The sequence below is a fragment of the Escherichia sp. E2586 genome (assembly GCF_005781105.1).
Taxonomy (GTDB): Bacteria; Pseudomonadota; Gammaproteobacteria; order Enterobacterales; family Enterobacteriaceae; genus Escherichia.
In genome coordinates this window covers 91,175-117,150 of sequence record NZ_VATN01000004.1, presented here as the reverse complement: position 1 = coordinate 117,150, position 25,976 = coordinate 91,175, and the positions used below count along the sequence as shown (strand labels likewise).

General features: G+C 49.1%; 19 protein-coding genes, 1 tRNA gene and 2 pseudogenes. 14 read left to right on the top strand and 8 right to left on the bottom strand.

Going from position 1 to position 25,976, the window contains the following annotated elements:
- The first annotated feature begins 15 nt into the window (after positions 1–15).
- From FEK50_RS03710 to FEK50_RS03675, 8 genes are all read left to right on the top strand, one after another.
- Positions 16–1,302, top strand: a complete 1,287-nt coding sequence (locus FEK50_RS03710) for a hypothetical protein (protein ID WP_131161313.1) — start codon at positions 16–18, stop codon at positions 1,300–1,302.
- Positions 1,299–5,585 carry a hypothetical protein gene (locus tag FEK50_RS03705; RefSeq protein ID WP_131161314.1) on the top strand — a complete coding sequence of 1,429 codons (4,287 nt, stop codon included), beginning with the start codon at positions 1,299–1,301 and terminating at the stop codon, positions 5,583–5,585. The genes FEK50_RS03710 and FEK50_RS03705 overlap by 4 nt, the downstream gene beginning before the upstream one ends.
- Positions 5,586–5,595: 10 nt before the next feature.
- Positions 5,596–6,444 (top strand): hypothetical protein, encoded by an 849-nt coding sequence (locus FEK50_RS03700; protein WP_131161315.1) that lies wholly within the window; start codon positions 5,596–5,598, stop codon positions 6,442–6,444.
- Between the two features lie 2 nt (positions 6,445–6,446).
- Positions 6,447–7,604 carry a hypothetical protein gene (locus FEK50_RS03695; RefSeq protein ID WP_024223197.1) on the top strand — a complete coding sequence of 386 codons (1,158 nt, stop codon included), beginning with the start codon at positions 6,447–6,449 and terminating at the stop codon, positions 7,602–7,604.
- The gene (locus FEK50_RS03690; RefSeq protein ID WP_131161316.1) at positions 7,594–9,279 is read left to right on the top strand and encodes an ATP-binding protein; all 1,686 of its coding nucleotides are present in this window, start codon (positions 7,594–7,596) and stop codon (positions 9,277–9,279) included. Before FEK50_RS03695 ends, FEK50_RS03690 begins: the two co-directional genes overlap by 11 nt.
- A 7-nt stretch (positions 9,280–9,286) precedes the next feature.
- On the top strand, positions 9,287–9,829 hold the full coding sequence (locus FEK50_RS03685; RefSeq protein WP_240780246.1) for a hypothetical protein: 543 nt from the start codon (positions 9,287–9,289) through the stop codon (positions 9,827–9,829).
- A complete protein-coding gene (locus tag FEK50_RS03680; RefSeq protein WP_131161317.1) occupies positions 9,826–11,295 on the top strand; it encodes a serine/threonine-protein kinase in 1,470 nt (489 codons plus the stop codon). Before FEK50_RS03685 ends, FEK50_RS03680 begins: the two co-directional genes overlap by 4 nt.
- A gap of 106 nt (positions 11,296–11,401) precedes the next feature.
- Complete coding sequence (locus FEK50_RS03675; RefSeq protein WP_131161318.1) at positions 11,402–12,610, top strand: IS256 family transposase; 1,209 nt, start codon at positions 11,402–11,404, stop codon at positions 12,608–12,610.
- On the opposite strand, the gene FEK50_RS03670 is transcribed toward FEK50_RS03675, so the two are convergent.
- The 4 genes and pseudogenes from FEK50_RS03670 to FEK50_RS03655 form a co-directional block, all read right to left on the bottom strand.
- On the bottom strand, positions 12,573–13,052 hold the full coding sequence (locus FEK50_RS03670) for a hypothetical protein (protein WP_240780247.1): 480 nt from the start codon (positions 13,050–13,052) through the stop codon (positions 12,573–12,575). The two genes, FEK50_RS03675 and FEK50_RS03670, sit on opposite strands and share 38 nt — an antisense overlap.
- A gap of 68 nt (positions 13,053–13,120) precedes the next feature.
- Positions 13,121–13,900 carry an HNH endonuclease gene (locus tag FEK50_RS03665; protein ID WP_131161319.1) on the bottom strand — a complete coding sequence of 260 codons (780 nt, stop codon included), beginning with the start codon at positions 13,898–13,900 and terminating at the stop codon, positions 13,121–13,123.
- Positions 13,901–14,003: 103 nt separating this feature from the next.
- A pseudogene (locus tag FEK50_RS03660) lies at positions 14,004–14,114 on the bottom strand (Arm DNA-binding domain-containing protein); the annotation flags it as partial.
- Between the two features lie 189 nt (positions 14,115–14,303).
- Positions 14,304–14,388, bottom strand: a tRNA-Leu gene (locus tag FEK50_RS03655).
- Between the two features lie 193 nt (positions 14,389–14,581).
- Between FEK50_RS03655 and FEK50_RS03650 the strand changes: the two are divergent.
- Positions 14,582–14,768: pseudogene (locus FEK50_RS03650) on the top strand (alcohol dehydrogenase); the annotation flags it as partial.
- A gap of 109 nt (positions 14,769–14,877) precedes the next feature.
- Entirely contained in the window at positions 14,878–16,380 is a 1,503-nt protein-coding gene (locus FEK50_RS03645; protein ID WP_130206088.1) for a helicase HerA-like C-terminal domain-containing protein, read from the top strand.
- Positions 16,381–16,505: 125 nt separating this feature from the next.
- Here FEK50_RS03645 and lptG read toward each other — a convergent pair whose 3' ends face one another.
- The 3 genes from lptG to ytgA form a co-directional block, all read right to left on the bottom strand.
- Positions 16,506–17,588 (bottom strand): LPS export ABC transporter permease LptG, encoded by a 1,083-nt coding sequence (lptG, locus tag FEK50_RS03640; protein WP_105290080.1) that lies wholly within the window; start codon positions 17,586–17,588, stop codon positions 16,506–16,508.
- On the bottom strand, positions 17,588–18,688 hold the full coding sequence (gene lptF / locus FEK50_RS03635; RefSeq protein WP_105290081.1) for an LPS export ABC transporter permease LptF: 1,101 nt from the start codon (positions 18,686–18,688) through the stop codon (positions 17,588–17,590). The genes lptG and lptF overlap by 1 nt, the downstream gene beginning before the upstream one ends.
- 62 nt (positions 18,689–18,750) lie before the next feature.
- Positions 18,751–18,801: a protein YtgA gene (ytgA, locus tag FEK50_RS24405; RefSeq protein ID WP_211180521.1), complete on the bottom strand. Its 51-nt coding sequence runs from the start codon at positions 18,799–18,801 to the stop codon at positions 18,751–18,753.
- 153 nt (positions 18,802–18,954) lie between these two features.
- Between ytgA and pepA the strand changes: the two genes are divergently transcribed.
- From pepA to valS, 3 genes are all read left to right on the top strand, one after another.
- Positions 18,955–20,466 carry a leucyl aminopeptidase gene (gene pepA, locus FEK50_RS03630; protein ID WP_000397144.1) on the top strand — a complete coding sequence of 504 codons (1,512 nt, stop codon included), beginning with the start codon at positions 18,955–18,957 and terminating at the stop codon, positions 20,464–20,466.
- Positions 20,467–20,726: 260 nt separating this feature from the next.
- The gene (gene holC, locus FEK50_RS03625; protein WP_000786399.1) at positions 20,727–21,170 is read left to right on the top strand and encodes a DNA polymerase III subunit chi; all 444 of its coding nucleotides are present in this window, start codon (positions 20,727–20,729) and stop codon (positions 21,168–21,170) included.
- Positions 21,170–24,025, top strand: coding sequence for a valine--tRNA ligase (valS, locus tag FEK50_RS03620; protein ID WP_130206086.1), 2,856 nt, complete (start codon positions 21,170–21,172; stop codon positions 24,023–24,025). Before holC ends, valS begins: the two co-directional genes overlap by 1 nt.
- 49 nt (positions 24,026–24,074) lie before the next feature.
- Here the strand turns inward: valS and FEK50_RS03615 are convergent, their stop codons facing one another.
- Entirely contained in the window at positions 24,075–25,262 is a 1,188-nt protein-coding gene (locus FEK50_RS03615; protein WP_131161392.1) for a DUF898 family protein, read from the bottom strand.
- A 192-nt stretch (positions 25,263–25,454) separates the two neighbouring features.
- Here FEK50_RS03615 and FEK50_RS03610 point away from each other — a divergent pair, with 192 nt between their 5' ends.
- Entirely contained in the window at positions 25,455–25,958 is a 504-nt protein-coding gene (locus FEK50_RS03610; RefSeq protein ID WP_130206082.1) for a GNAT family N-acetyltransferase, read from the top strand.
- Positions 25,959–25,976: the final 18 nt, after the last annotated feature.

Here is a 25,976-nt window from a genome sequence, read left to right as displayed (position 1 = left end):
ATGGAGACAAGGGGCATGGACAGCATTACAACCAGGCAAAATAACGACCCCGTAAATAGCGAAGTGGCACTTGACCTCTGCCTGCAGCTTTGGCAGCAAGGCGGTTTAATCGCCAGTAAAGCAGCGTTGTTACTGGCGGCTGTGCCTGCCCTCAGGTCACTGCTACAACCAATAATACAGCCGAAAAAGAACGACGCTGAAACGGATATCGTTAGCGCCTTTAGCCTCACTGCGCCATTGCTTGATGCCTTTAACGATTTAAGCCAGTCAGGTGAATGGCAATTAGCGTTGTTGGGCTTAAACCCAGATGTTCGCCAACATTGGATAAATTTAGCCGCCGCTCGCTGCCAGGAAGCAGGCACGATGAGTGACACAATGGTATTGGTTAAACTCATTCAGCAACTGGGCAATGCCAGTGAATGGGTCTTAGCCCAGCTGGAAAGCACTGCCACCACGCCGCAAATCATTGCCGGCCCTCTGGCACAAACCGAACGCGATTTGCTCGGTCATAGCCTAAACGACAATGCTGCCATTCCCGCGCTATGTCGTATTTTGCGCACCAGCCATACCTTGTTTACCGTAAGCGAACAAAATGAACCACCGGCACCTATACAAGCGGTGGATGTCACCGCAAAACAACTGACAAATAACTGGTGTAGTGGGCGGTTGTTAGCACTCCCTAATACCTTGCTTGATGAACATGACCTTAAACCCAATGCCGATTGGTTATTGGTGTCCCGCTCGGGTCATGCCAACGTGCCGCTTACCGAGCTATTCGCCCAACAGCCCTGGTTATTTTTACTCAGTCTAATTATCTTTGTGCAAGATGCCTGGGCTGCCGAGCAGCGTGGCGGTTTGTTGCTCACCTTACCTGCAGGGCAAAATGCCTTTGCCCCTGGTCAAATAAATGTTGCGGTACAGGGCATTGAAGGTGATGAGGTGAGTCTGGGTAGTTTGGCCGAGTTTCTTGTGCTTCTGCTCGGTGAGCTCAATATACCCCTCTACCCGGCACTCGATGCGAACACGGAAAGCATCAACCGCCTAAACCGCGTCCTGAGCTCATTCATTGCCGAATTGTTGGCAAAAAAAATCTGGCAATTTACCGAGGCGGGTCGTGGAGAGGCCGGCCAATATCGAATTCATACAAGCTTCAGCGATGCCTGTTATAGCCTGCCGTTAGCACCACTATTTGGCTACAAAAGCCAAACGTTACAACGGACCATTAAGCAACTGGCGCAAAACTGCTATGCCAATAAAAAACGCGCCGCCAATAGAATAAACCTTCAAGGATCGTCGTTATGAGTTTTGAATTAAACGAACAGATGGTTGATAGCCTGGCAAAACAACATCGCTGGGCGGCGACGGGCGTATCAGATTATCCACCTCGCGACCCGTTAGTGGGCCAGAGCCGCTTTTTTAAACGCTTTCAAACCTTTTTGCATACGGTGGATCACGACGATGATCGCTTTGCCCATGTGTTTGCCGTCGAAGCCGAATGGGGTCGGGGTAAATCACGTTTAGGCCATGAATTGGTAGCACAAATTAACGACTGTTCAAGGGGGTGGTTTGTCCGCGACGAACAAGGCCAACTGCACGATAAGCAGCTGTTTAATCGCGACACGCAAGACAAATACCTGGCGCTCTACATTCGCTACTCGCAAGTGGCATCAGATTATCAAAACTCGGATAACTGGTTTGCTTTTGGTTTATATCAGGCGCTATTACCACTGGCCACCCAAACCTTTGATGGATCGATTCAAAGTGAAATTGCCAAACAAGCCTATGAACGCTTAATGCCATTTGGCTTTAAATCTGAACTGTTAGCAGATGCCTTACAACTGAACGCCAACCACAGCGAAGAAGACCTCTATACTGACCAAACGCTGGTAGTCAGTTTGGTGCAAGCCGCCTATAAAGTATTAAAGAGCTTTGGCGTGCAGTATATGTTGGTGGTGCTGGATGAGCTGGAAACCGTTGCAGAAGCCGCCACTTTTGGCCTGGAAGATGAACAAGATAAACGCCTCGATGGCCAGGCCATTCGCCTGATTGGTAAAGCAATTAAAGAGGAAGACCCTCGCCGTAAACTTCCATGGTTGCGCTATGTTGCACTGTGCTCACCACTGCTTGGCCAGCAATTGCGTGAAATTCAATCGGTCGCACGCCGCTTTGAGTTAGTGGAACTTGAGCATAATGCCTTTGCCGATGTATCAGACTATGTGGCAAGCCTCTTAAAAGACGGCAAGCTGGGTTTTAATTACCCTGCTGGTTTAGTGGAAGCTGCATACGCCATGAGTGGTGCCAACTTCGGTTGGTTTAACGTGGTCATGGCTAATGTGGATGCAGTGCTGAGCCAATACCAACAAGCAGGCCGCAGTATCAAGGATGTGGGCGATTTATTTGAAGCTGTGCTGGCAGGCTCTGGCCGCGTAGCCAGGCATGTGCTGGATAAAGGCGCGATAGAAGGCATTCAAACTCGCGACCAGGCACTATTGACCGAATGTCGTAGTTTGCTCTACGGCCAATTACCCGTGCGCTTAGCTGAAATGGGCTATGCCACAGAATTGCTGGCGCTGAAAAACGAAGATCTGGAACCCATAGCCGCACATTACCGCAAACTGAGCATTGACCGCCTACAGTGCCGACAAGCCCTGGAGCAAGCCAAATTCCGCCGCGATAAAGATGAATGGTACTATCCTGCAGTAGATCAAGCGCTGAACTTAGATACTTTGCTGGATAACCTGCGTACTTTTTCAATTAAAGAACAAGCCGCAAGCGGCGATAAAGGCGCGGTATTACTACCTCTGTCAAAAGGTGAGTTTAAATACTTACTCAGCTTGCTGTATGACCACCCAGCGATTGAATTCGCTGCCGATGCCTTATGGCACAAGTTAGTGGGTGAAACTACCGAACTGGATGCCAGCGAAGCAACGCATATTGGCCCCAGTGTGGCGATGTTACTGCGCCTGGATTTGCGCTATCGCAGTGCCCAGCAAAACTCACTGATTTTTAAAGATCCCGCCATGGGCGACGCTCATGAACAGGCAATGAGTGAACTTAGCAAACAAAGTAGCCAGAAGCCGCTCATCAAGCTATTAGCTCGTGTAACGGGTTTTGTGAGATTACTGGATAACAACTGGACCTATGATGAAAACTTACTGAGTAATAAAGCGGGCAGCGATGATGCACCTTTGGCCATTTTAACCGAGCCCCGCGGCCGCCAGGGTGGTTTACTTACCCTGGATGGATTTAAGCTTCACCCAGAAGGTAAAGCCTTGTTTGCCTGGGTCAGCAACCTAATTGAGCTGAACAATCTTCACACCTTTGCGGCAAACCACAGCCACCAAAATGGTCGCACGCCAGTATTAGCGTTAACCGCATCTGCACATCTCATGGAGCAATACAGCCGACTGGATGAAAGAAATGAGTTGCGTGATGCGATACTGCTGCATTATGTCAACCCAAGCGAAGCAGACCAGTTAGAGCGTATTGGCTTAAGTTTGGCAGCATGCCAGTTGCACGGCGTGAATTTAACTGCCGACAGCTTTACCGCGAAATTCAAAAACAAGCTACATGCCCTAACAACCTTTGCCACGGATGCCATTCACAAGTGGCGCCAGCGTTTGCAGCAGCGCGGTTTAATTGCCTGGCCATTAAAGGTAGATGGTAAATTATCACCAAATGACCGAGACCTGTTGTTTAAAGGCTGGTATCAGCTGGCCATTGCTCACCCTGAGTTAAATGGCATTCTCGATTTACAGCAGCAACACGGCGTGCCAGTGAATGAGCTGAGCAGCTTGTTGGATAAACTTAAGGTGCCGGGCAGCTATATTGCCAAAGGCTACACGGCCGATGAACATGCCGGGCTATTTACTGAACTTAATAATGTGCAGCGAAGCCAGGCGCAGATCCCATTATTTTTATCCCGTATTGCTCACCCTAATAAAAAGCACAAGTGGCAATTCGAAGGCTTTAAGCAACAGTTTTATTTCGCCTATGTGGCTGAAACGAGTGTTACCGCTAAAGGCGTGTTTAATGACTGGATGTGGTGGTGTGGAGAGCTGAACTTACTCACTTTAACCAATCCAACAGAAAAACAGGCAATTTGGGAGCACTACCCGCGCTCCCGCTTAGAAAATGCTATTAGAGAAGCGCAAAACTGGTTCCGCGGTAACGATATGGGCAGCTACGCAGCCAATGTGGAAGTCATGAGCCGCGTGTATGGTTATGCACGCATTAATGAAATGTTCGCGCCACTGGGTAAAAATAAGCTGGGTTTCGTCACCGTGGAAGCTAAAGAGCAGCTGGAAAAAGCACAATCGCTATTTAACGTGCTCAAACAGCAAGAAGAACAACTGGCTGATATGGTCGAAGCCAACGACACGAAAGTATTGGCAGGGCTTATCCACAAACGTGCTGAAGTGCTGGAGCTGGTAGCAAAGGTTAAACCGCTTAATAGTTCCAGGCCTATGCTAAAAGATGCCCATATTCTCAGCTTAGAAGACAAAACGACCTCGCTTTATCAACGGATTGAACAGGCCTGTTTATTTGCCGAGTTTGTTGAGCGCAGCGCTGAGCGTATCAACAACCGACTCGTTGATTTAATCATAGATGTTGAAACAGAGTGTGCCCCGCTGACGAATTTCCCGAAACGACTGTACACCAACACGCTGCGCACCATAGGTCATATTTTAGACGGAGCGTTAAAAGACGATACCAGCAGTGCCACTGGCCGAAAAGAGCAGCAAGCAGATAGCGATACCTTACTGCATTACCTGCGTAAACTCGATTTAGGTAGAGCGCATGACAAGCTTTCAGCCTTAGCGCAAGAAGTGGGTTTAAACCTGCACAATGATCAACAGTTGCCGATAGCGGAGATTCAGGGGCATATTTTGTCCAGCTACCGCAACTGCAAAGAACGATTTAGTAAGCTGGTTAATAACCTAGCAGAGCAAAACCAACGCGTCCAACAGCTGCAAAAATGGCTCAGTAGCGCCACGGCTGAGTATGAGTACGCTGATGACATTGCAGAGCTACCAAAACTGGTAATGAAATTACAGCTCATTGAAGACGCTATTGCCGATCTCCCCAACGATGCCGAAAGCAAGCGTCAAAGTATGCAAAACAGTTTGCGCAATGGGCAGTTTTCATCGTTACGGGATTTACCAGAAGAGCTTTTAAAACCGGCACGCGGTCAACTTACACCGATTCAAGGCCAGCTACTTAAAATTGAAGAGCGTCTAAACCAAGTAAGACGCAACTCCATCGCGCAGGTAAACAGCTGGCTGCCGTTATTAAAACCGCTATTGGCTTCTCAAAAGCAAGCGGAACCAGCAGCGTTGACTCTGGAGGATGTGAGCAATTTGGGTGTCAGAGAACTTCAACAGGTGTGTGAAAGCACCCAGGCCAAATGGCAGAGTCAAGGTGAGCAAATATTAAATGATACAGGCTTAACACTGGCGGATTGGCAACCGATTTATCAGGCTTTGAGCCAAAATCAGGAACCCGTGTTAACACCTGAGCAACAGAAAGGACTTGTAGACAAAGGCATTGTAAAAATGCGCCTTACCTTTGCCACTGGTTTATAGAGGTGACGCGATGAGTCTTTATTTATCTGCGGCACTGGCCAGTAATCGTAAAGGCCGTTTTTTGCAAACTGTTGCGGGGGCTACCCCCTTAACGAAGGATTGGATTAGCTCGCCGCCAGCCAGCGGTTTGTTAATAGTGCAAGCAGAAGAGTTGACTGACGCTAATACTATGCAGCACCTGTATCACTGGGCTATGCAGGCAGGTTGTGCCGCTTTGGTAATAAACCTGAAAGCAGAACAATTTACCTTATTAGCGCAATGGCCCTCCCCACTGGATTGGCAGTTAGTACCAGCTATCTTGAGGGTGCAGGAACCGGAGCTAACCGCTTTGCTAGCCAGTGAAACAGACCAAGCTATTGCTGGCTTTACTGGCAGTGCAGATCGCCACCAGCACCAGGCCGGTGATGTAGTGCATACCCGCTACATACGAAAACACAGCAACAGTGGGCTATTAGCCTTTACCACGTTACCTTTGTGGTCGCTGACTTTACTCGATCATAGTGAGCTCCTGGTAAGCTGGTTGAATTGGTTTGTGGACCATGCAGGCATTGCTGAACGAATAATCCAACCTAAAGCGCCATCAACTGACTACACACCAGATAAGCACGATCTGGTTGTATTGCTATTACTCTACGCTGGTGGTGGCATGAGCTTACAAGCGTTGTCTGAGCATAATGCGGTTAAGCTGATGTTTGATGTTAATAGCCTTGATATTGTCAAGCGGGGTGAGATGTTGCGGCAGCACGATTTTATCGACGACGCGGGCATAACAGCTACCGGTAAAACATGCCTACAAGCCTCGCAATATTGGGCTTATGCCCCATTACTTAGCGAGCAGCTACACACAGGAACGCTATAAGCATGAATGAGAACAAAACGATGAATTTAGCGCAATCGCTCGCCATCGATAGCCAGCTTCGCTTACCGGGAAGTGCAGGACGCTTGCTTAAACAGGTCCGTGATATTGAGCAAGTGGCGCCGCTGTTCCGTGATGCTGGCTTAGTGAAAGCGGTCCCCAAGCCCACAATCGTTAATTTACGCGTAGCCGGTATTGCGACTAAATCGTGCTTAGACAAGGTATTGGGTGGTTTTATTTATGCTAGTGCAGCAGTGCGCACAGATTTGCTAATAGATGATAATAAAGTCAGCACGGTGGGTAGCGACTCGGTATCAGAACTGGATGATATTGATTTTGAAGCTCAGCGTAAACGGCTTGATTTAATTGAAATTCGTCAGGCTTATCAGTTAGTTGAGAAAAAACTTTTAAGTTATGAGCCTGGCGATTTAATTTTGCTGGATACGCCGTTGTTTTTAGCACGGGATATGGCTCCGCTGGAGCGAAATGTCCGTCATAAACAAGAGTACGAAAAAACCAGACAAGTGATAGAAACTTTTTGGCAAAACCATCGCTCCAGAATTTTTCCCTGGAATCAAAATGGTGTAGTACTTGCGAGCATTTTGGCTGAGCGCTTTAGTGCCATTGTAAGTATCGCTAAACAAGATTTACGTACCGAACAAGGCCGCAAACAAATTTTAGCATCTGATGGGTTTTCTAAAGAGTTGATGCAAAATCTGGAAGGACTGGATGAAAGTTTGGTTGGCGTGGGGGATTTGCGATTTATCAATGGCATTTTAGGCAACTATTCGCGCACCATCGCATTTCGTTTGTCTGAACAAGAAAAGCGCATTGAACCCAACATTGAAGCTAAACAAGGTCTAATTGGTTTTCACTTCCGTAGTGCCCGAGGCGGACAGATAAAAATGGTGCAATTAGCGGGTGACGAACCAGAATGGAAAAGTGCTGATCTCGATTTAGTTGCCTCTCGCCTGATGGTACTGGATATGCAAAACAAAGGTAATGCAATGCCGTTGCCACAATTACTTGGCTATCAACAGCTTGGTATTTTACCTAAATTTGCTACGTTTTATCGCCAGGGTTTACACCAAGCACTAAAGAATAATGATATTGAGGCCGGGTGGTTGGCAGGCCTCGATGAGGGATTGAATAATGGCTTATAAAGTTTTAGGTAAATTAGTCGGTAACACAGGTGATGCCAGCCAGTTAACTATGGTTGTGCAAGACTCGTTTTCAGTACGCCGTGGTGAGTTTGTACGCATTATGCACCAGGAACGCAAAGATGAAGGGCAAGTCGCCGTACTGGGGCGAGTGACCAAGATCAGTCGTACCAATATGCTCTACAACGCCGGCTTTGGCGATGGTGTAACCGAGCTTGAGCTTTTGCCCGGTGCGAATGTAACTGGTGAGAATATGTTTGCTCAGGTCGAGCTGGTTGGTTACCGCGATCCTGTTACTCGTCAAATCAAAATTCCACGTCGCCCACTTAACCCGGGTACTGCTGTTGAAACCGTCGATTTTCAGTTTTTGAGTGATTTTTACGAATTTAATGAACATTCCAGTTTGCACTTGGGTAACTTAGTAGGCTACGACAAAGGCGAGAATACAGTTCCTGTTTTTATTGACGTGAACAAGTTGGTCACTGAGCATTTGGCTGTTCTGGCAATGACGGGTTCAGGTAAGTCTTATACAGTTGGCCGCATTATTGAGCGTTTAGTCGCAGTTAATAACGGTACGGTAGTAGTATTTGACCCACATGGTGAATACGGTAAAGCCCTCGCTGGCGGTAATCTGCAATTCTCAAGCTTCTTAGAAGCCACTGACGATAAGCGTGATCAAGAAGCACTGCCACTGATAAAACAGACCTTTGAAAAGCTGCAGGCCGCCGGTGCAGGTATTCAGGTTTACTCGCCGCAGCACGAATCTTTTAAACATAAATACGCCAGTAAGAATACGCCATTAGCGCTTCAGTTTGACCATTTTGAAATGGACGATATTGCTGAAATATTACCTGGCTTAACGGAACCGCAGCAACGAGTACTCGATGTTGCAATTCGTTATTGGCGCTCTGCAGATAAGACTGAGCCACGAGATATTAACCGCCTACGCTTCTTATTAGGTGATGGTATTGAAGAGTTAAAAGAGTGGGACGACCTTTCTGAAGCTGAGTCTAAGGCGTTATCAGGCCGTAGTGCCGCCGTCGCCTCGATGAAGCTTTCACGCGTGCTTAATGAAGCCAAAAGTTTTTACAGTGCAACAATGGCTGAGCCAACTGATATTTACAAAATGGTGGGACGCCCGAGCAATCAACAGGGGCGTTTAGTCGTTGTTGACTTACAAGGTTTGAGTGATACCGCTAAGCAAGTCATTTGTGCACTGTTATCTAGTGAAATATTAAAAGCAGCTTCGAGCAAAACGGACCCGCTGCGCCCATGCTTTATCATTTACGAAGAGGGCCATAATTTTGCCCCGGCCGGCGGCAACGCAGTCAGTCACCGCATTATTAAAAAGATCGCCGGTGAAGGTCGTAAATTTGGTGTTGGATTTGGCATTGTGAGCCAGCGTCCATCGAAATTAGATTCAGATGTGACCTCTCAGTGCAATACGCTAATTACGATGCGCTTAAAGAATCCAGACGATCAACGATTTATAGCTAAAGCATCAGATATGGTGAGCAAAGCTGATCTGGAGGAACTCCCGAGTTTATCAACCGGTGAAGCTTTGGTGTGTGGTCGTTCAATCCCTGCACCACTGCTTGTTAAAGTTGGTAGTAAGGCATTAATTCACGGTGGTGAATCACCAGAGGTACTGCGTGTTTGGGGCTCTTTCAGTGGCTAAGGTGCCTATGCCTGAAGTTGCCTGGGTAAATGAGACGTTTCCACTTTTAGCAAGCGGTAAGCTATTGGACCAGGATGTATTCGTCCACAGCCTGGGCTGTAGCGTTTGGAATACATTCGGGCATGAACAGTCATTTATGGCGGTAGTGGAATGCCCGGCTCCAGGGACATTTGGTGCTGATATTCGCTCTGACTCGGGCTGGTTTCATAAATCTTCTACATCGCCTGTGTGTTTAATCGAATTTGAACGCTTTGATGGTTCAGCGAAGGGGCAGCAAAAGCTGGAAGAAAAATTAAAAAACTTACTGGAAGCAGCACAGCGCTGGAATAATTCCCCCAAAACTCTGGTCCTCAGTGCCTGGAGCCAGGGCTTAGTAGGTGCACCTGATACTCAAAAACTGAAAGACATATGCCGTATGGGGTTTACTTCGTCCACGGGTGCCCAAGTAAGCGCCGCTCCTGATGTTGAGGTGGTGTTTAGTCGCTTTTTATTTATCAAAAATCTGAACATGATTGTTTTGGACAGAATTCACTATGAGGTGTTGATGTGAATATAAAATCAGCACATTTTTTGCCAGGGACGAATAAACGCCTTGGTGACAAATACCTGTTACTTGAATGCCTTGGTGATGGCAGCCATGGCTGGGTATGGCGGGCGGAACGCCTGAAAGATGGAAAAATTGTCGCAGTAAAAATCCCTAAGGATATTACTCGGGAAGACCGTCAGCTTGCCGAAGGTAAAGAGCTTTTAAACGTCGAGCCGCACGAAAATATTGTGCAAATTTTTGATATGGGCCGTATAGATAATGAATGGTTCTATATTGAAATGGAGTATTTTCCCAGCCAAACTCTGGCGCAAAAGCTCGATGACAGGCAGCGTAATTTTGGTCAGACCTATGAACGGTTGTTCAGAATATATCGTCAAGTGCTCTGTGCTGTGCATTATTTGGCTGAACTACCAGTGCCAATATCTCATGGAGATATTAAGCCACATAACATTTTGGTTGGAGAGCGGGACCTGGTGAAGTTGACGGACTTTGGCAGCTCAGCTTTACCAGAAGAAATTTACGTTCGTACCCGAGAAAATGGCGGGACTGTGTTGTATTCGGCCCCAGAGTTCTCCAACGTCGATAGCCGTAGAGGCAGCCTGGAAGAGCTACTATTGGGCGACATCTATAGCTTAGGTGTTTTGCTATACCAGCTGCTGACAGGAAAGCTGCCCCATGATACGCCAGCACAAGTTCAGCGCCACGCACCTTTCAAGCTTCCGACAGAGATTAATAGCTCTATTCACACAGACCTGGAGCAAGTGGTTCTTACCTGCTTACAAAAACGAGCGGAGGATCGCTTTTCCACTATTTCCGACTTAATTCATGCATTTGATGCTGCTGCCACTAAGCAATTAAAAGTTGGTGCTATTGCTCCCGTTTTTCAGACTAAATCTGATCAGGACTGGTCAAGTGCGGTACTTGAAGCAATGTCCAATCAATCTTACCAAAAAGCAGCTCAGTTAGCGTCGCAGGAGTATAGCCGCAGTAAAGATCTACAAGCTTTACATCAGCAACTTATTGCCTTGTACCGTGCCAATCACTTATTCGACTTTGAAAAAGTAGTAGAAGATAATAAAGGGATATTGCTTGAGGGTAAATTGACTCAACCAGCGGCTTTGTTCGAATTGATAGTTAAGGCAAACCTACAGTTACGCAATATCAGTCAAGCAAAATTCTGGCTGTTGCAACGAAAGCAAGCTGAAGCAGAAAACGCGACTACTATGTATTTAGAATCATCTATTCTTGGCCTTGAAGCGAAATATTCTGAAGCAAGAGTACTATTGGAGAAAGTAAACCAGACAACTCCAATGAAGCTCCATGTGTTAAGCCAACTCATTTTAGTTTGCGAGCAAATGCGTGATTACTCTGGTGCTGCGGCTTATTTGAAAGCGGCATTGCGAGTAGCACCATTGGATAACAGCATGAAAGAGAAAAAAGAATCGTATGCAAAGCTTGGGGTTATTTGATTGAAAAGATGACCATTGTGCAAACAAGATATATTGAGACTGTAATTAAAATTGTGTAATTGCCTGTTTTTGATATGTTCACTCCAACAACGGAGACAGGCAAATTATGGACGAAAAGAAACTTAAAGCACTGGCGGCTGAACTGGCTAAGTGCCTTAAAACCGAAGCCGACCTCAATCAGTTTTCCCGTATGCTGACGAAATTAACCGTCGAAACAGTGCTCAATGCGGAGCTGACTGACCACCCCGGGCATGAGAAAAATGCACCCAAAACAGGTTCAAACACCCGCAATGGCTACTCGTCAAAAACGGTGTTATGCGATGATAGCGAGATCGAACTGAACACGCCGCGTGACCGTGAAAACACCTTCGAGCCGCAGCTGATTAAGAAGCACCAGACGCGCATTACTCAGATGGACAGCCAGATTTTATCCCTCTACGCCAAAGGCATGACTACCCGCGAAATCGTCGCCACCTTCAAAGAAATGTACGACGCCGATGTGTCACCCACGCTGATATCTAAGGTCACCGACGCGGTAAAAGAACAGGTTACTGAGTGGCAAAACCGACAGCTGGATGCGCTGTATCCCATTGTTTACATGGACTGTATCGTCGTAAAAGTCCGTCAGAACGGGAGTGTGATAAACAAGGCCGTCTTCCTGGCTCTGGGGATCAATACCGAAGGCCAGAAAGAATTGCTGGGCATGTGGCCGGCCGAAAACGAAGGCGCAAAGTTCTGGCTGAGTGTGCTGACGGAGCTGAAAAACCGTGGCCTCCAGGACATCCTGATAGCCTGCGTGGACGGTCTTAAGGGCTTCCCGGATGCGATAAACAGCGTCTTCCCGCAGACCCATATCCAGCTGTGCATCATCCATATGGTGCGTAACAGCCTGAAATACGTGTCCTGGAAGGACTATAAAGCCGTCACCAGCGGCTTGAAGACTGTCTATCAGGCCCCTACCGAAGAGGCGGCACTGATGGCGCTCGATGCGTTCGCGGAAGTCTGGGACGATAAATATCCGCAAATCAGCAAAAGCTGGCGTGCGCACTGGGAAAACCTCAATACGCTCTTCAGTTATCCGCCGGATATCCGCAAGGCCATCTACACCACGAACGCAATCGAATCGCTTAACAGTGTGATCCGGGTTGCGATTAAGAAACGCAAAGTGTTCCCGACGGATGACTCGGTACGAAAGGTTATTTATCTGGCGATCAAAGATGCGTCGAAAAAATGGAGTATGCCGATCCAGAACTGGCGGTTAGCAATGAGCCGTTTTATTATCGAGTTTGGTGACCGCCTGAGCGATCACCTTTAATACATTGGCGGTTACACAGAATTACTGACAGGCTCAGAATTACTGACAGGCTCAGGCGCGCGAGCCATTGTTTTGTCCGATGCTTGCGAATAAAAGCATTCAAAATGTTGCCTTCACCATGCATGACAGAAAAAGAATATTCACACTCTTTCTTTATCAAGATTCCACATAATTCCTTGTGCAAATAAACATTAACTCCCTTTCCTTTCTGCGCTTTCTTCACACCGAGATCACATGAACTGATTAATTCAATGGTACAGGGTTTCTTCAAATAATTCACACCATCAATTAAGCCCTGGAGAATGCATCTATTTACGGTCGTATCACGGTAGGAGAAAGTCAGATATTTTATTTTTCCTTCGCATTCCAGCACAACTTCCGCCGAACCTTCACGTGTTGCAGCATCACAGCTTCCTGTTGAATATATTTTTACCATCTTCATTTTGTACTTTGCCCCTTACCAAACGAATCGCGACATCCTATATCAAAGGCATTCTCGTCAAAACTTAATTATCTCAGTAAATTCTTCCGATGCCACTCCAGATAACAATACGATTCAACAGAAAACGCCTTTATTTTTTCCGGAAACAAATATTGCTCTTTAACGCTAATATCCAGCTCCTTACTAATTAATAAATGCCCATCGTTCTCAAACGAAATCCATCCCTGATCGAATAGAATATCAATATGCGCAGCCAATATAATTCCATTAAAAGGATCAAGACGTTCATTTCCATTCTCGCAGGCAGCCCACGGCTTTATATGGCTGGCACGCAGTAAAGGCGCAAAAGTTGTTCCCGTAACAGGGCAAGCCGGATACAACATGAGACACTTTTTCCGAAAGGCACCTTGCCCCAATCGTGCCGCAATCAACTGCTCGCGTACGGTATCTTCAATACTTTTATCCTGCTGAATAGCAAGACAATCACGTTGTGCCTGTTCATCTCCATCAGAAGATATTAACGAAAGAACGCGTTGCTCAATTGCACTATCAGAAAGCAAACTCAATCGCTTATGCACACGCTGCGCTGAATGAGAAAGCGCAACAGGAGCGCCCTGCTCGTCACGCCAGCCAACACGCACATCAGTAAGCCATGAATCAAAACGGTCACGACTATTTTTCAGACTATTGTGAAACTCGCTGGCAGTTTTGCCCGCTCCAAATCGAGGATAAAACAAGGCAAAAGCCTCTTTCCATTTCTGAACACCCAGTCCTGCGGGTGGTTGAGATTTACCGTACTTCGACAAATACCACGCCACTTCAAGCAAATCGTCTTCAGAGCTATTCAATATTACGTCCTGTTTTTGCAGAGTAAATTATCACCAGATTATATCTGAAAAGAACGTTTACTAAACTGATCTGCTTACCTGCAGAACGGTACTGCAAACGCTAATACTCAGAACCATTAAGAGGAACAAGCAGGTGCATACCGCTGCCATCGGTCAGTTTGTATTGCTTATCCGTTGGCTTGGCTGTTCTGACCTGGATATCTGTTAACGCCATGCTTATCCCCTGCCTGTAGGTACAAGCATTTTCGAACCGGAAATACCATCATCTGTACCAACATGTGTTTGTAGATGTTCGTTGATATAGGTTGCCCCTGAGAGAGTTAAAATAGCGAAAAAGGTAGATAACTACTGGATTTCAGACACAAAAAAAGCCGCCCTTGAGCGACTCGATTTGCATACGATGTGGTGCCGAAGGCCGGACTCGAACCGGCACGTATTTCTACGGTTGATTTTGAATCAACTGCGTCTACCGATTTCGCCACTTCGGCACTGAAGAGGTATGCGGAAAACGCTGTGGATTATACCTGTCGCACGCCACCATGCAAGCGCCAGCTTGCTCCCATTTTGCTAAGTGCTGAAATTTTCAGCATCACACTCAGCGATATGTAACCTTTGTCACACTCCGGGCCCCGCTCAGCCATTCTCTACACTTCTCGGGCAACACCAAAGAACGACAAAAGCATGTCGATGGTCGATAACGAATAGGGATTCTCGCAATATTCGCTACTTGCCAGACATGAGGTGATTCGCCGCGTGGTTGCCCAGGGTAGCGCCGCGCAGCCGTAGTCACTGCGGCGCCTGTATTCGCGATAATCAGATCAACTTCTGGCAAGGAGCGGTGCCTACAATTATGAATTGCGGAGGCTTTGTTGGGTCGCTTCTGCCAGGCCTTTAAGATATCTCGCAATCGGCTGAATTTAGTGGTGAAAACTTTTTAACCGTGCCTATACTCCAGACAGGGAACTGGAGGAAATCTCATGAGCGAACCACGTTTAATTGCCCGCACGCCGGACACAGAACTGTTTTTACTACCCGCTATGGCTAACCGTCACGGTCTGATTACTGGCGCAACGGGGACAGGTAAAACTGTCACGCTGCAAAAACTGGCGGAATCTCTGTCAGAAATCGGCGTTCCGGTGTTTATGGCCGATGTAAAAGGTGATTTGACCGGGGTTGCGGCAGAAGGTACTACCTCGGAAAAACTGCTCGCTCGGTTGAAAAATATCGGCGTCAACGACTGGCAACCACATGCTAATCCAGTGGTGGTATGGGATATTTTTGGTGAGAAAGGTCATCCAGTGCGGGCAACAGTATCGGATCTCGGGCCGTTGTTGCTGGCGCGTTTGTTGAATCTCAACGATGTGCAATCTGGCGTCCTGAATATCATTTTCCGTATTGCTGACGATCAGGGATTGTTGCTTCTCGACTTTAAAGATTTGCGGGCGATTACCCAATACATCGGTGATAACGCCAAATCATTCCAGAATCAGTACGGTAATATCAGTAGCGCTTCGGTTGGCGCCATCCAGCGCGGATTACTGACGCTGGAACAGCAAGGGGCAACGCATTTCTTTGGCGAGCCGATGCTGGATATCAAAGACTGGATGCGTACCGATGCCAACGGTAAGGGTGTTATCAATATCCTTAGCGCCGAAAAACTCTACCAGATGCCAAAACTGTACGCCGCCAGCCTGTTGTGGATGCTTTCAGAGTTGTATGAACAACTGCCGGAAGCAGGCGATCTGGATAAACCGAAACTGGTGTTTTTCTTTGACGAAGCGCATCTGTTGTTTAACGATGCGCCGCAGGTGCTGCTGGATAAGATTGAACAGGTAATAAGGCTTATCCGTTCAAAAGGCGTAGGCGTCTGGTTTGTTTCGCAAAACCCTTCTGATATCCCGGACAACGTGCTTGGGCAGTTGGGAAATCGTGTTCAGCACGCTCTGCGCGCCTTTACACCGAAAGACCAGAAAGCGGTGAAGACGGCAGCGCAAACCATGCGACCTAATCCTGCATTTGATACGGAAAAGGCGATTCAGGAACTAGGAACCGGCGAAGCGTTGATCTCTTTTCTGGATGCGAAAGGAAGCCCTTCTGTGGTAGAGCGTGCGATGGTGATCGCGCCTTGTTCACGGATGGGGCCGGTGACAGAAGATGAGCGTAATGGCTTGATTAATCACTCCCCGGTGTATGGCAAGTATGAAGATGACGTGGACCGGGAATCCGCCTATGAGATGTTGCAAAAAGGCGTACAGGCAAGTACCGAGCAGCAAAATACCCCTCCGGCCAAAGGGAAAGAGATAAGTGAAGATGACGGTATTCTGGGTGGGTTGAAGGATATTTTGTTTGGCACTACCGGACCACGCGGTGGGAAGAAAGATGGTGTGGTGCAAACAATGGCGAAAAGCGCCGCCCGCCAGGTGACGAATCAGATTGTACGCGGTGTGCTGGGGAGTTTGCTTGGAGGGAGAAAAAGGTAAGTCAGGCGCTGTTTGTGTTCTCTCACACCAGCTTGCCTTTGCCTGATGCACTACGCTTATCAGGCCTACGCCACTTTGCTAACAATAATAAAGGGAGCTTTAGCTCCCTTTATTCATTCATCAGGTTACGATTTTCTCATTAACAGCCACAGGCTGATTAAGAAGAAGCTGGCGCTTGGCAACAGTGCGCCGATAATCGGCGGAATGCCGTAAACCAACGTCAGCGGGCCGAAGATCTGGTCCAGTACATAGAACACAAAACCGAAGCTAATACCAGTCACCACGCGCACGCCCATCGGCACGCTGCGCAGTGGGCCAAAGATGAACGACAGCGCCATCAGCATCATCACCGCCACGGATAGCGGCTGGAAGATTTTGCTCCACATATTAAGCTGGTAGCGCCCGGCGTCCTGACCGCTCGACTTCAGATACTTCACATAGTTGTGCAAACCACTGATGGAGAGCGCATCCGGATCCAGCGCCACCACGCCCAGTTTGTCCGGCGTGAGGTTGGTTTTCCAGGTGCCGCTCACCGTCTGCGAACCGGTTATCTGTTTTGGATTGGTCAGGTCAGATTCATCAACCTGCGACAGACGCCAGACTTTATGTTCAGGGTCAAACTTCGCGGAAGCGGCATAGCGAACGGATTGCAGACGACGATTCTCGTTAAAGGCATAAATACTGATACCACCTAACTCTTCGTCACCTTTTACTCGCTCAATATAGACAAAGTTGTCACCATCTTTAGCCCATAAACCTTGTTGAGTAGAGAGCAACGAACCACCATACATCGCCTGCGCGCGGTAATTACGCGCCATCTGTTCGCCCTGCGGCGCGACCCATTCGCCAATCGCCATCGTAAGCAAAACCAGTGGAATGGCGGTTTTCATTACTGACAACGCGACTTGCATGCGGGTAAAACCAGAAGCCTGCATCACCACCAGTTCGCTGCGCTGCGCCAGCATCCCCAGCCCGAGCAACGCGCCCAGCAGGGCCGCCATCGGGAAGAAGATTTGTACATCTTTCGGCACGCTCAACAGGGTATACATTCCCGCGCCTACCGCGTCGTAACTCCCCTGCCCGGCTTTTTTCAGCTGATCGACAAACTTGATAATGCCGGAGAGCGACACCAGCATGAACAGCGTCATCATGATGGTGGTGAAAATGGTTTTACCGATATAGCGGTCAAGAACACCAAAAGGTTGCATCACACCGCTCCTTTACGCGAAAAACTGGCGCGCAGTCGGCGGACCGGCACTGTGTCCCAAAGGTTGAGAACAATCGCCAAAGCCAGATAAATCAGGTTAACGGTCCACATCCACAGCGTCGGGTCCAGCTTACCTTTACCGCCGTTAGATTTAAGGGAGGTCTGGATCAGGAAGAAAAGCAGATATAGCAGCATGGCTGGCAGCATCGACAGGACACGTCCCTGACGCGGGTTAACCACACTCAGAGGCACAACCATAAGCGCCATCATAAACACGGTGAATACCAGCGTGATACGCCAGTTCAGTTCTGCGCGGGCACGATCGGTGTCGGTGTTCCACAATGTGCGCATGTCCATCTGGTCGGTATCGTTCGGGTCGAGCGCCACCGCCTGGTGACCAATGATCGCCTGATAATCCTGGAAGTCCGTAATGCGGAAATCACGTAACAGTGCGGTGCCTTCGAAGCGCGTTCCCTGGTTGAGGCTGACGACCTGGGATCCGTCGCGCAGTTGCGTTAAATGTCCGGAATCGGCCACCACCACGGAAGGACGCGCGTTACCTTTTGGTCGAATTTGCGCGAGGAACACATCTTTGAAATCGCTGCCGTCAACGCTTTCGATGAACAGCACTGAGCTGCCATTAGTCGCTTGCTGGAATTGCCCTTGCGCCAGCGCCGCCATGCCTGGGTTAGCTTTCGCTTCTGCCAGCACTTCATCCTGATGGCGCGATGACCACGGCCCCGCCCACATAACGTTAACCGCCGCAACAATCGCCGTGAACACCGCGAGAACCATCGCCGCTTTCACCAGAACCGCTTTGCTCAGGCCGCAGGCATGCATTACCGTAATTTCACTTTCGGTATACAATTTGCCCAACGTCATCAGCAGCCCGAGGAACAGGCTTAATGGCAGGATAAGCTGCGCCATTTCCGGCACGCCCAGCCCGAGAAGGGAGAGCACCAGATTCGCCGGAATATCGCCGTCAACCGCTGCGCCGAGGATCCTCACTAACTTTTGACAGAAGAAGATCAAAAGCAAGATGAAGAGTATCGCCAGCTGGCTTTTGAGCGTCTCCCGCACCAGATATCTTATGATTATCACTTTAAATACGCCCGTAAAAACTCGTCTTTTGCAGGATTTTAGCTTGTTTCATGGCTTAAACGTCATTTATTCTCTTGAGTCGTCGAAATCGTCGCTAAGATAATTATACTCAACGGATTCACCTCTCAGATTTTGTTCTGACGTGCCAATGCCGTAATAACGTTAAGATTAACACGAAGTCATCGCAACAGCGGACATGAGTTACGAAAGCTTGCAATTCTATCTGTAGCCACCGCCGTTGTCTTTAAGATTCAGGAGCGTAGTGCATGGAGTTTAGTGTAAAAAGCGGTAGCCCGGAGAAACAGCGGAGTGCCTGCATCGTCGTGGGCGTCTTCGAACCACGTCGCCTTTCTCCGATTGCAGAACAGCTCGATAAAATCAGCGATGGGTACATCAGCGCCCTGCTGCGCCGAGGCGAACTGGAAGGAAAACCGGGGCAGACGCTGTTGCTGCACCATGTGCCGAACGTGCTTTCTGAGCGCATTCTCCTTATTGGTTGCGGCAAAGAACGTGAGCTGGATGAGCGCCAGTACAAGCAGGTGATTCAGAAAACCATTAATACACTGAATGATACTGGCTCGATGGAAGCGGTCTGCTTCCTGACTGAACTGCACGTTAAAGGCCGTAACAACTACTGGAAAGTGCGTCAGGCTGTCGAGACGGCAAAAGAGACGCTCTACAGTTTCGATCAGCTGAAAACGAACAAGAGCGAACCGCGTCGTCCGCTGCGTAAAATGGTGTTCAACGTGCCGACCCGCCGTGAACTGACCAGCGGGGAGCGCGCGATCCAGCACGGTCTGGCGATTGCCGCCGGGATTAAAGCAGCAAAAGATCTCGGCAATATGCCGCCGAATATCTGTAACGCCGCTTACCTCGCCTCTCAGGCGCGCCAGCTGGCTGACAGCTACAGCAAGAATGTTATTACCCGCGTTATCGGCGAACAGCAGATGAAAGAGCTGGGGATGCATTCCTATCTGGCAGTCGGTCAGGGTTCGCAAAACGAATCGCTGATGTCGGTGATTGAGTACAAAGGCAACGCGTCGGAAGATGCACGCCCTATCGTGCTGGTCGGTAAAGGTTTAACCTTCGACTCCGGCGGCATCTCCATCAAGCCTTCAGAAGGCATGGATGAGATGAAGTACGATATGTGCGGTGCGGCGGCGGTTTATGGCGTGATGAGGATGGTCGCGGAACTGCAACTGCCGATTAACGTTATCGGCGTGCTGGCAGGCTGCGAAAACATGCCTGGCGGGCGTGCCTATCGTCCGGGCGATGTGTTAACCACCATGTCCGGTCAAACCGTAGAAGTGCTGAATACCGACGCCGAAGGCCGCCTGGTACTGTGCGACGTGTTAACTTACGTTGAGCGTTTTGAGCCGGAAGCGGTGATTGACGTGGCGACGCTGACCGGTGCTTGCGTTATCGCGCTGGGTCATCACATTACCGGTCTGATGGCGAACCATAACCCGCTGGCCCATGAGCTGATTGCTGCATCTGAACAATCCGGTGACCGCGCATGGCGTTTACCGCTGGGTGACGAGTACCAGGAACAACTGGAGTCCAATTTTGCCGATATGGCGAACATTGGCGGTCGTCCTGGCGGGGCGATTACCGCAGGTTGCTTCCTGTCGCGCTTTACCCGCAAGTACAACTGGGCGCACCTGGATATTGCAGGAACAGCCTGGCGTTCTGGTAAAGCAAAAGGCGCAACCGGTCGTCCGGTGGCGTTGCTGGCACAGTTCCTGTTGAATCGCGCCGGGTTTAACGGCGAAGAGTAATTGCATCAGGCAAAGTTGTTATTGTCGGATGCGGTGTGAACGCCTTATCCGACCGACACACAGCACTGAACTCGCAGGCCTGATAAGACGCGGCAGCGTCGCATCAGGCAACGCTGTTATTGTCGGATGCGGCGTGAACGCCTTATCCGACCGACACACAGCACTGAACTTGTAGGCCTGATAAGACGTGGCAGCGTCGCATCAGGCAATGCTGTGTATTACCAGATGCATATTTAAATCCACCACAAGAAGCCCCATATATGAAAAACGCAACGTTCTACCTTCTGGACAATGACACCACCGTCGATGGCTTAAGCGCCGTTGAGCAGCTGGTGTGTGAAATTGCCGCAGAACGTTGGCGCAGTGGTAAGCGCGTGCTCATCGCCTGTGAAGATGAAAAGCAGGCTTACCGGCTGGATGAAGCCCTGTGGGCGCGTCCGGCAGAAAGCTTTGTTCCGCATAATTTAGCGGGAGAAGGACCGCGCGGCGGTGCGCCGGTGGAGATCGCCTGGCCGCAAAAACGCAGCAGCAGCCCGCGCGATATATTGATTAGTCTGCGAACAAGCTTTGCAGATTTTGCCACCGCTTTCACAGAAGTGGTAGACTTCGTTCCTTATGAAGATTCTCTGAAACAACTGGCGCGCGAACGCTATAAAGCCTACCGCGTGGCTGGTTTCAACCTGAATACGGCAACCTGGAAATAATGGAAAAGACATATAACCCACAAGATATCGAACAGCCGCTTTACGAGCACTGGGAAAAGCAGGGCTACTTTAAGCCTAATGGCGATGAAAGCCAGGAAAGTTTCTGCATCATGATCCCGCCGCCGAACGTCACCGGCAGTTTGCATATGGGTCACGCCTTCCAGCAAACCATCATGGATACCATGATCCGCTATCAGCGCATGCAGGGCAAAAACACCCTGTGGCAGGTCGGTACTGACCACGCCGGGATCGCTACCCAGATGGTCGTTGAGCGCAAGATTGCCGCAGAAGAAGGTAAAACCCGTCACGATTACGGCCGCGAAGCTTTCATCGACAAAATCTGGGAATGGAAAGCGGAATCCGGCGGCACCATTACCCGTCAGATGCGCCGTCTCGGCAACTCCGTCGACTGGGAGCGTGAACGCTTCACCATGGACGAAGGCCTGTCCAATGCGGTGAAAGAAGTTTTCGTCCGTCTGTATAAAGAAGACCTGATTTACCGTGGCAAACGCCTGGTAAACTGGGACCCGAAACTGCGTACCGCTATCTCTGACCTGGAAGTAGAAAACCGCGAATCGAAAGGTTCGATGTGGCACATCCGCTATCTGCTGGCTGATGGCGCGAAAACCGCAGACGGTAAAGATTATCTGGTGGTTGCGACTACCCGTCCGGAAACCTTGCTGGGCGACACCGGCGTGGCCGTTAACCCGGAAGACCCGCGTTACAAAGATCTGATTGGCAAATATGTCATTCTGCCGCTGGTTAACCGTCGTATTCCGATCGTGGGCGACGAACACGCCGATATGGAAAAAGGCACCGGCTGCGTGAAGATCACTCCGGCGCACGACTTTAACGACTATGAAGTCGGTAAACGTCACGCCCTGCCGATGATCAACATCCTGACCTTTGACGGTGATATCCGTGAAAGCGCTCAAGTGTTCGATACCAAAGGTAACGAATCTGATGTTTATTCCAGCGAGATCCCGGCAGAGTTCCAGAAACTGGAGCGTTTTGCTGCGCGTAAAGCCATCGTTGCTGCGGTTGACGCGCTTGGCCTGCTGGAAGAAATTAAACCGCACGACCTGACCGTTCCTTACGGCGACCGTGGCGGCGTAGTTATCGAACCGATGCTGACCGATCAGTGGTACGTGCGTGCCGATGTACTGGCGAAACCGGCGGTTGAAGCGGTTGAGAACGGCGACATTCAGTTCGTACCGAAGCAGTACGAAAACATGTACTTCTCCTGGATGCGCGATATTCAGGACTGGTGTATCTCTCGTCAGCTGTGGTGGGGTCATCGTATCCCGGCATGGTACGACGAAGCGGGTAACGTTTATGTTGGCCGCAACGAAGACGAAGTGCGTAAAGAAAATAACCTTGGTGCTGATGTTGCCCTGCGTCAGGACGAAGACGTTCTCGACACCTGGTTCTCTTCTGCACTGTGGACCTTCTCCACGCTTGGCTGGCCGGAAAACACCGACGCCCTGCGTCAGTTCCACCCAACCAGCGTAATGGTGTCTGGTTTCGACATCATCTTCTTCTGGATTGCCCGCATGATCATGATGACCATGCACTTCATCAAAGATGAAAATGGCAAACCGCAGGTGCCGTTCCACACCGTTTACATGACCGGTCTGATTCGTGATGACGAAGGCCAGAAGATGTCCAAATCCAAGGGTAACGTTATCGACCCGCTGGATATGGTTGACGGTATTTCGCTGCCAGAACTGCTGGAAAAACGTACCGGCAATATGATGCAGCCACAGCTGGCGGATAAAATCCGTAAGCGCACCGAGAAGCAGTTCCCGAACGGCATTGAGCCGCACGGTACTGACGCGCTGCGCTTCACCCTGGCGGCGCTGGCTTCTACCGGTCGTGACATCAACTGGGATATGAAGCGTCTGGAAGGCTACCGTAACTTCTGTAACAAGCTGTGGAACGCCAGCCGCTTTGTGCTGATGAACACGGAAGGTCAGGATTGCGGCTTCAACGGCGGCGAAATGACGCTGTCGCTGGCGGACCGCTGGATTCTGGCTGAGTTCAACCAGACCATTAAAGCGTACCGCGAAGCGCTGGACAGCTTCCGCTTCGATATCGCCGCAGGGATTCTGTATGAATTCACCTGGAACCAGTTCTGCGACTGGTATCTGGAGCTGACCAAGCCGGTAATGAACGGTGGCACCGAAGCCGAACTGCGCGGTACTCGCCATACGCTGGTGACCGTGCTGGAAGGTCTGCTGCGCCTCGCGCATCCGATCATTCCGTTCATTACCGAAACCATCTGGCAGCGTGTGAAAGTGCTTTGTGGCATCACTGCCGACACCATCATGCTGCAGCCGTTCCCGCAGTACGATGCGTCTCAGGTCGATGAAGCGGCGCTGGCCGACACCGAGTGGCTGAAGCAGGCGATCGTTGCTGTACGTAATATCCGCGCGGAAATGAACATCGCGCCGGGCAAACCGCTGGAGCTGCTGCTGCGTGGTTGCAGTGCAGATGCAGAACGTCGCGTGAACGAAAACCGTGGCTTCCTGCAAACGCTGGCGCGTCTGGAAAGCATCACCGTACTGCCTGCGGATGACAAAGGCCCGGTTTCCGTTACTAAGATCGTCGACGGCGCAGAGCTGCTGATCCCGATGGCAGGCCTCATTAACAAAGAAGATGAGCTGGCGCGTCTGGCGAAAGAAGTGGCGAAGATTGAAGGTGAAATCAGCCGCATCGAGAACAAGCTGGCGAACGAAGGCTTTGTAGCGCGCGCACCGGAAGCGGTCATCGCGAAAGAGCGTGAAAAGCTGGAAGGTTATGCGGAAGCGAAAGCGAAGCTGATTGAACAGCAGGCAGTTATCGCCGCGCTGTAATCAACACTGTGAAGAAAACGAAGGCCGGAGCATGCTCCGGCCTTTTTATTTAGATAAACGGAACATACGGCATAATACCGCGAGATATCCACATTAACGGACCGCTATCCTGCGGTTTGTCATCATTGGTTAACTCCAGCGAATCAAGGTCGCCCTGGACATGGGTATTGTTAGCAATCCAGCTAACCATCCACATTTTCAGCCAGGGATAAGCCAGACCACAGGTAATTGAGGACCCCATTAATACCGCCAACATGCGCAAAAGCATACCGATCGCGGTAACAGATGAATGAAAACGAATAGTGCCATTTGCCAGTGTCAGATTATTCAAAAACAGATTGCGTAACGTGACATAGAGATAACTGGCAAAAACAAGAATCGCGACAAAATACAGGAAATAAGAAGCCGTAATCTGCGGGTAATATTGCAATACTAGCTCCCTGCCCGCATCAGACCTACCCAACATGGTCATCATCATTAACTGCTGAAATACTGGCGCAATCATAATACCAATCACAATGATGAAAGGAACCATGGTTAATATTGCGAGCATACAGCCTTTAATGCATTCTTTTACGTTGACCTTAATGGAAAATTGATGGACACCAAAAGTCGCGTTATTACCCAGTAATGGCATCCACTTGCTATAGGTAATACCGTTGATAACACCCAGTCCGATGACGGAAAGCAAACTTAAGACCACTAAGTTAAAGAATAACCCACCTATCGATGTCGTCACTTGCGCAATAAGATACAGTGCGAGCCAAAAAGCTAATGCCAACAGAACAGGCAGACCTAACATAACCCACCATGCACGAAGCATTGAGCAGTTAAAGCCAAAGCGAATACCATTCAGTGAGGTCATGTTCGCCTGATACTGCAGACTCTTCACTGCCATGCAAGGAATACCGCAGATCAAGAGAGCAAACAGGAGAAAAGCAAGAACAAAGTGTTGGCCTGCAAAACAAGAAATACTGAAAAAATAAACGATCATAATAAGTAACATGCTAACAAAAATGGCACCACCTGTTCCCTTATAACTAAATGGTTGCCCCTTGAGTGTCACATGTTGATAAATATAACGACGGCATTTCACTAATGCCCACGGCCCATATATTCCCAGAGTAATAATTGTCAGCAAAAAATTCACAAGACAAATAAGAAAATACTCACCACCCTTGCCTGTAAAAACAAATGCGTGACGAGGATTATCTTTCCCGACGTTTACACCATTCATGAAGTATATCCCTAAAATAAATTCCATTCATATAGATAATAATTCCAGTCAATTGATACTGGACCACCTAGAATACGCTTTATCTAAGCGATATATGCTTAATATTTTCTGATTTATCTTCTTCTTGCACCACATAAGCGAGGGTGGTATTAAAGGGAGCTATAAATCATACATTTGAAATTGAGCTATGCTATGAATGTTGTCGTTTCGCCCGCGCTCCGTTTGCGCAAACTTACCGCTGCCGATAATCCCGCCATCGCCAGCGTCATCCGCCAGGTGTCCGCAGAGTACGGTCTTACCGCTGATAAAGGCTATACCGTCGCCGATCCCAATCTCGACGAATTGTATCAAGTGTATAGTCAGCCCGGTCATGCCTATTGGGTAGTTGAGCACAATGGCGAAGTGGTGGGCGGCGGCGGGATTGCGCCATTAGCAGGTAGTGAATCGGACATTTGCGAACTGCAGAAAATGTATTTTCTTCCCGCCATTCGCGGCAAAGGGCTGGCGAAAAAACTGGCCTTAATGGCGATGGAGCAGGCACGAGAAATGGGCTTCAAACGCTGCTATCTGGAAACGACCGCTTTTTTGAAAGAAGCGATTGGTTTGTATGAACATTTAGGTTTTCAACATATCGACTATGCACTTGGCTGCACGGGCCATGTTGATTGTGAAGTGCGGATGTTGCGCGAACTCTAAAAAAAATGCCCGCTAGTG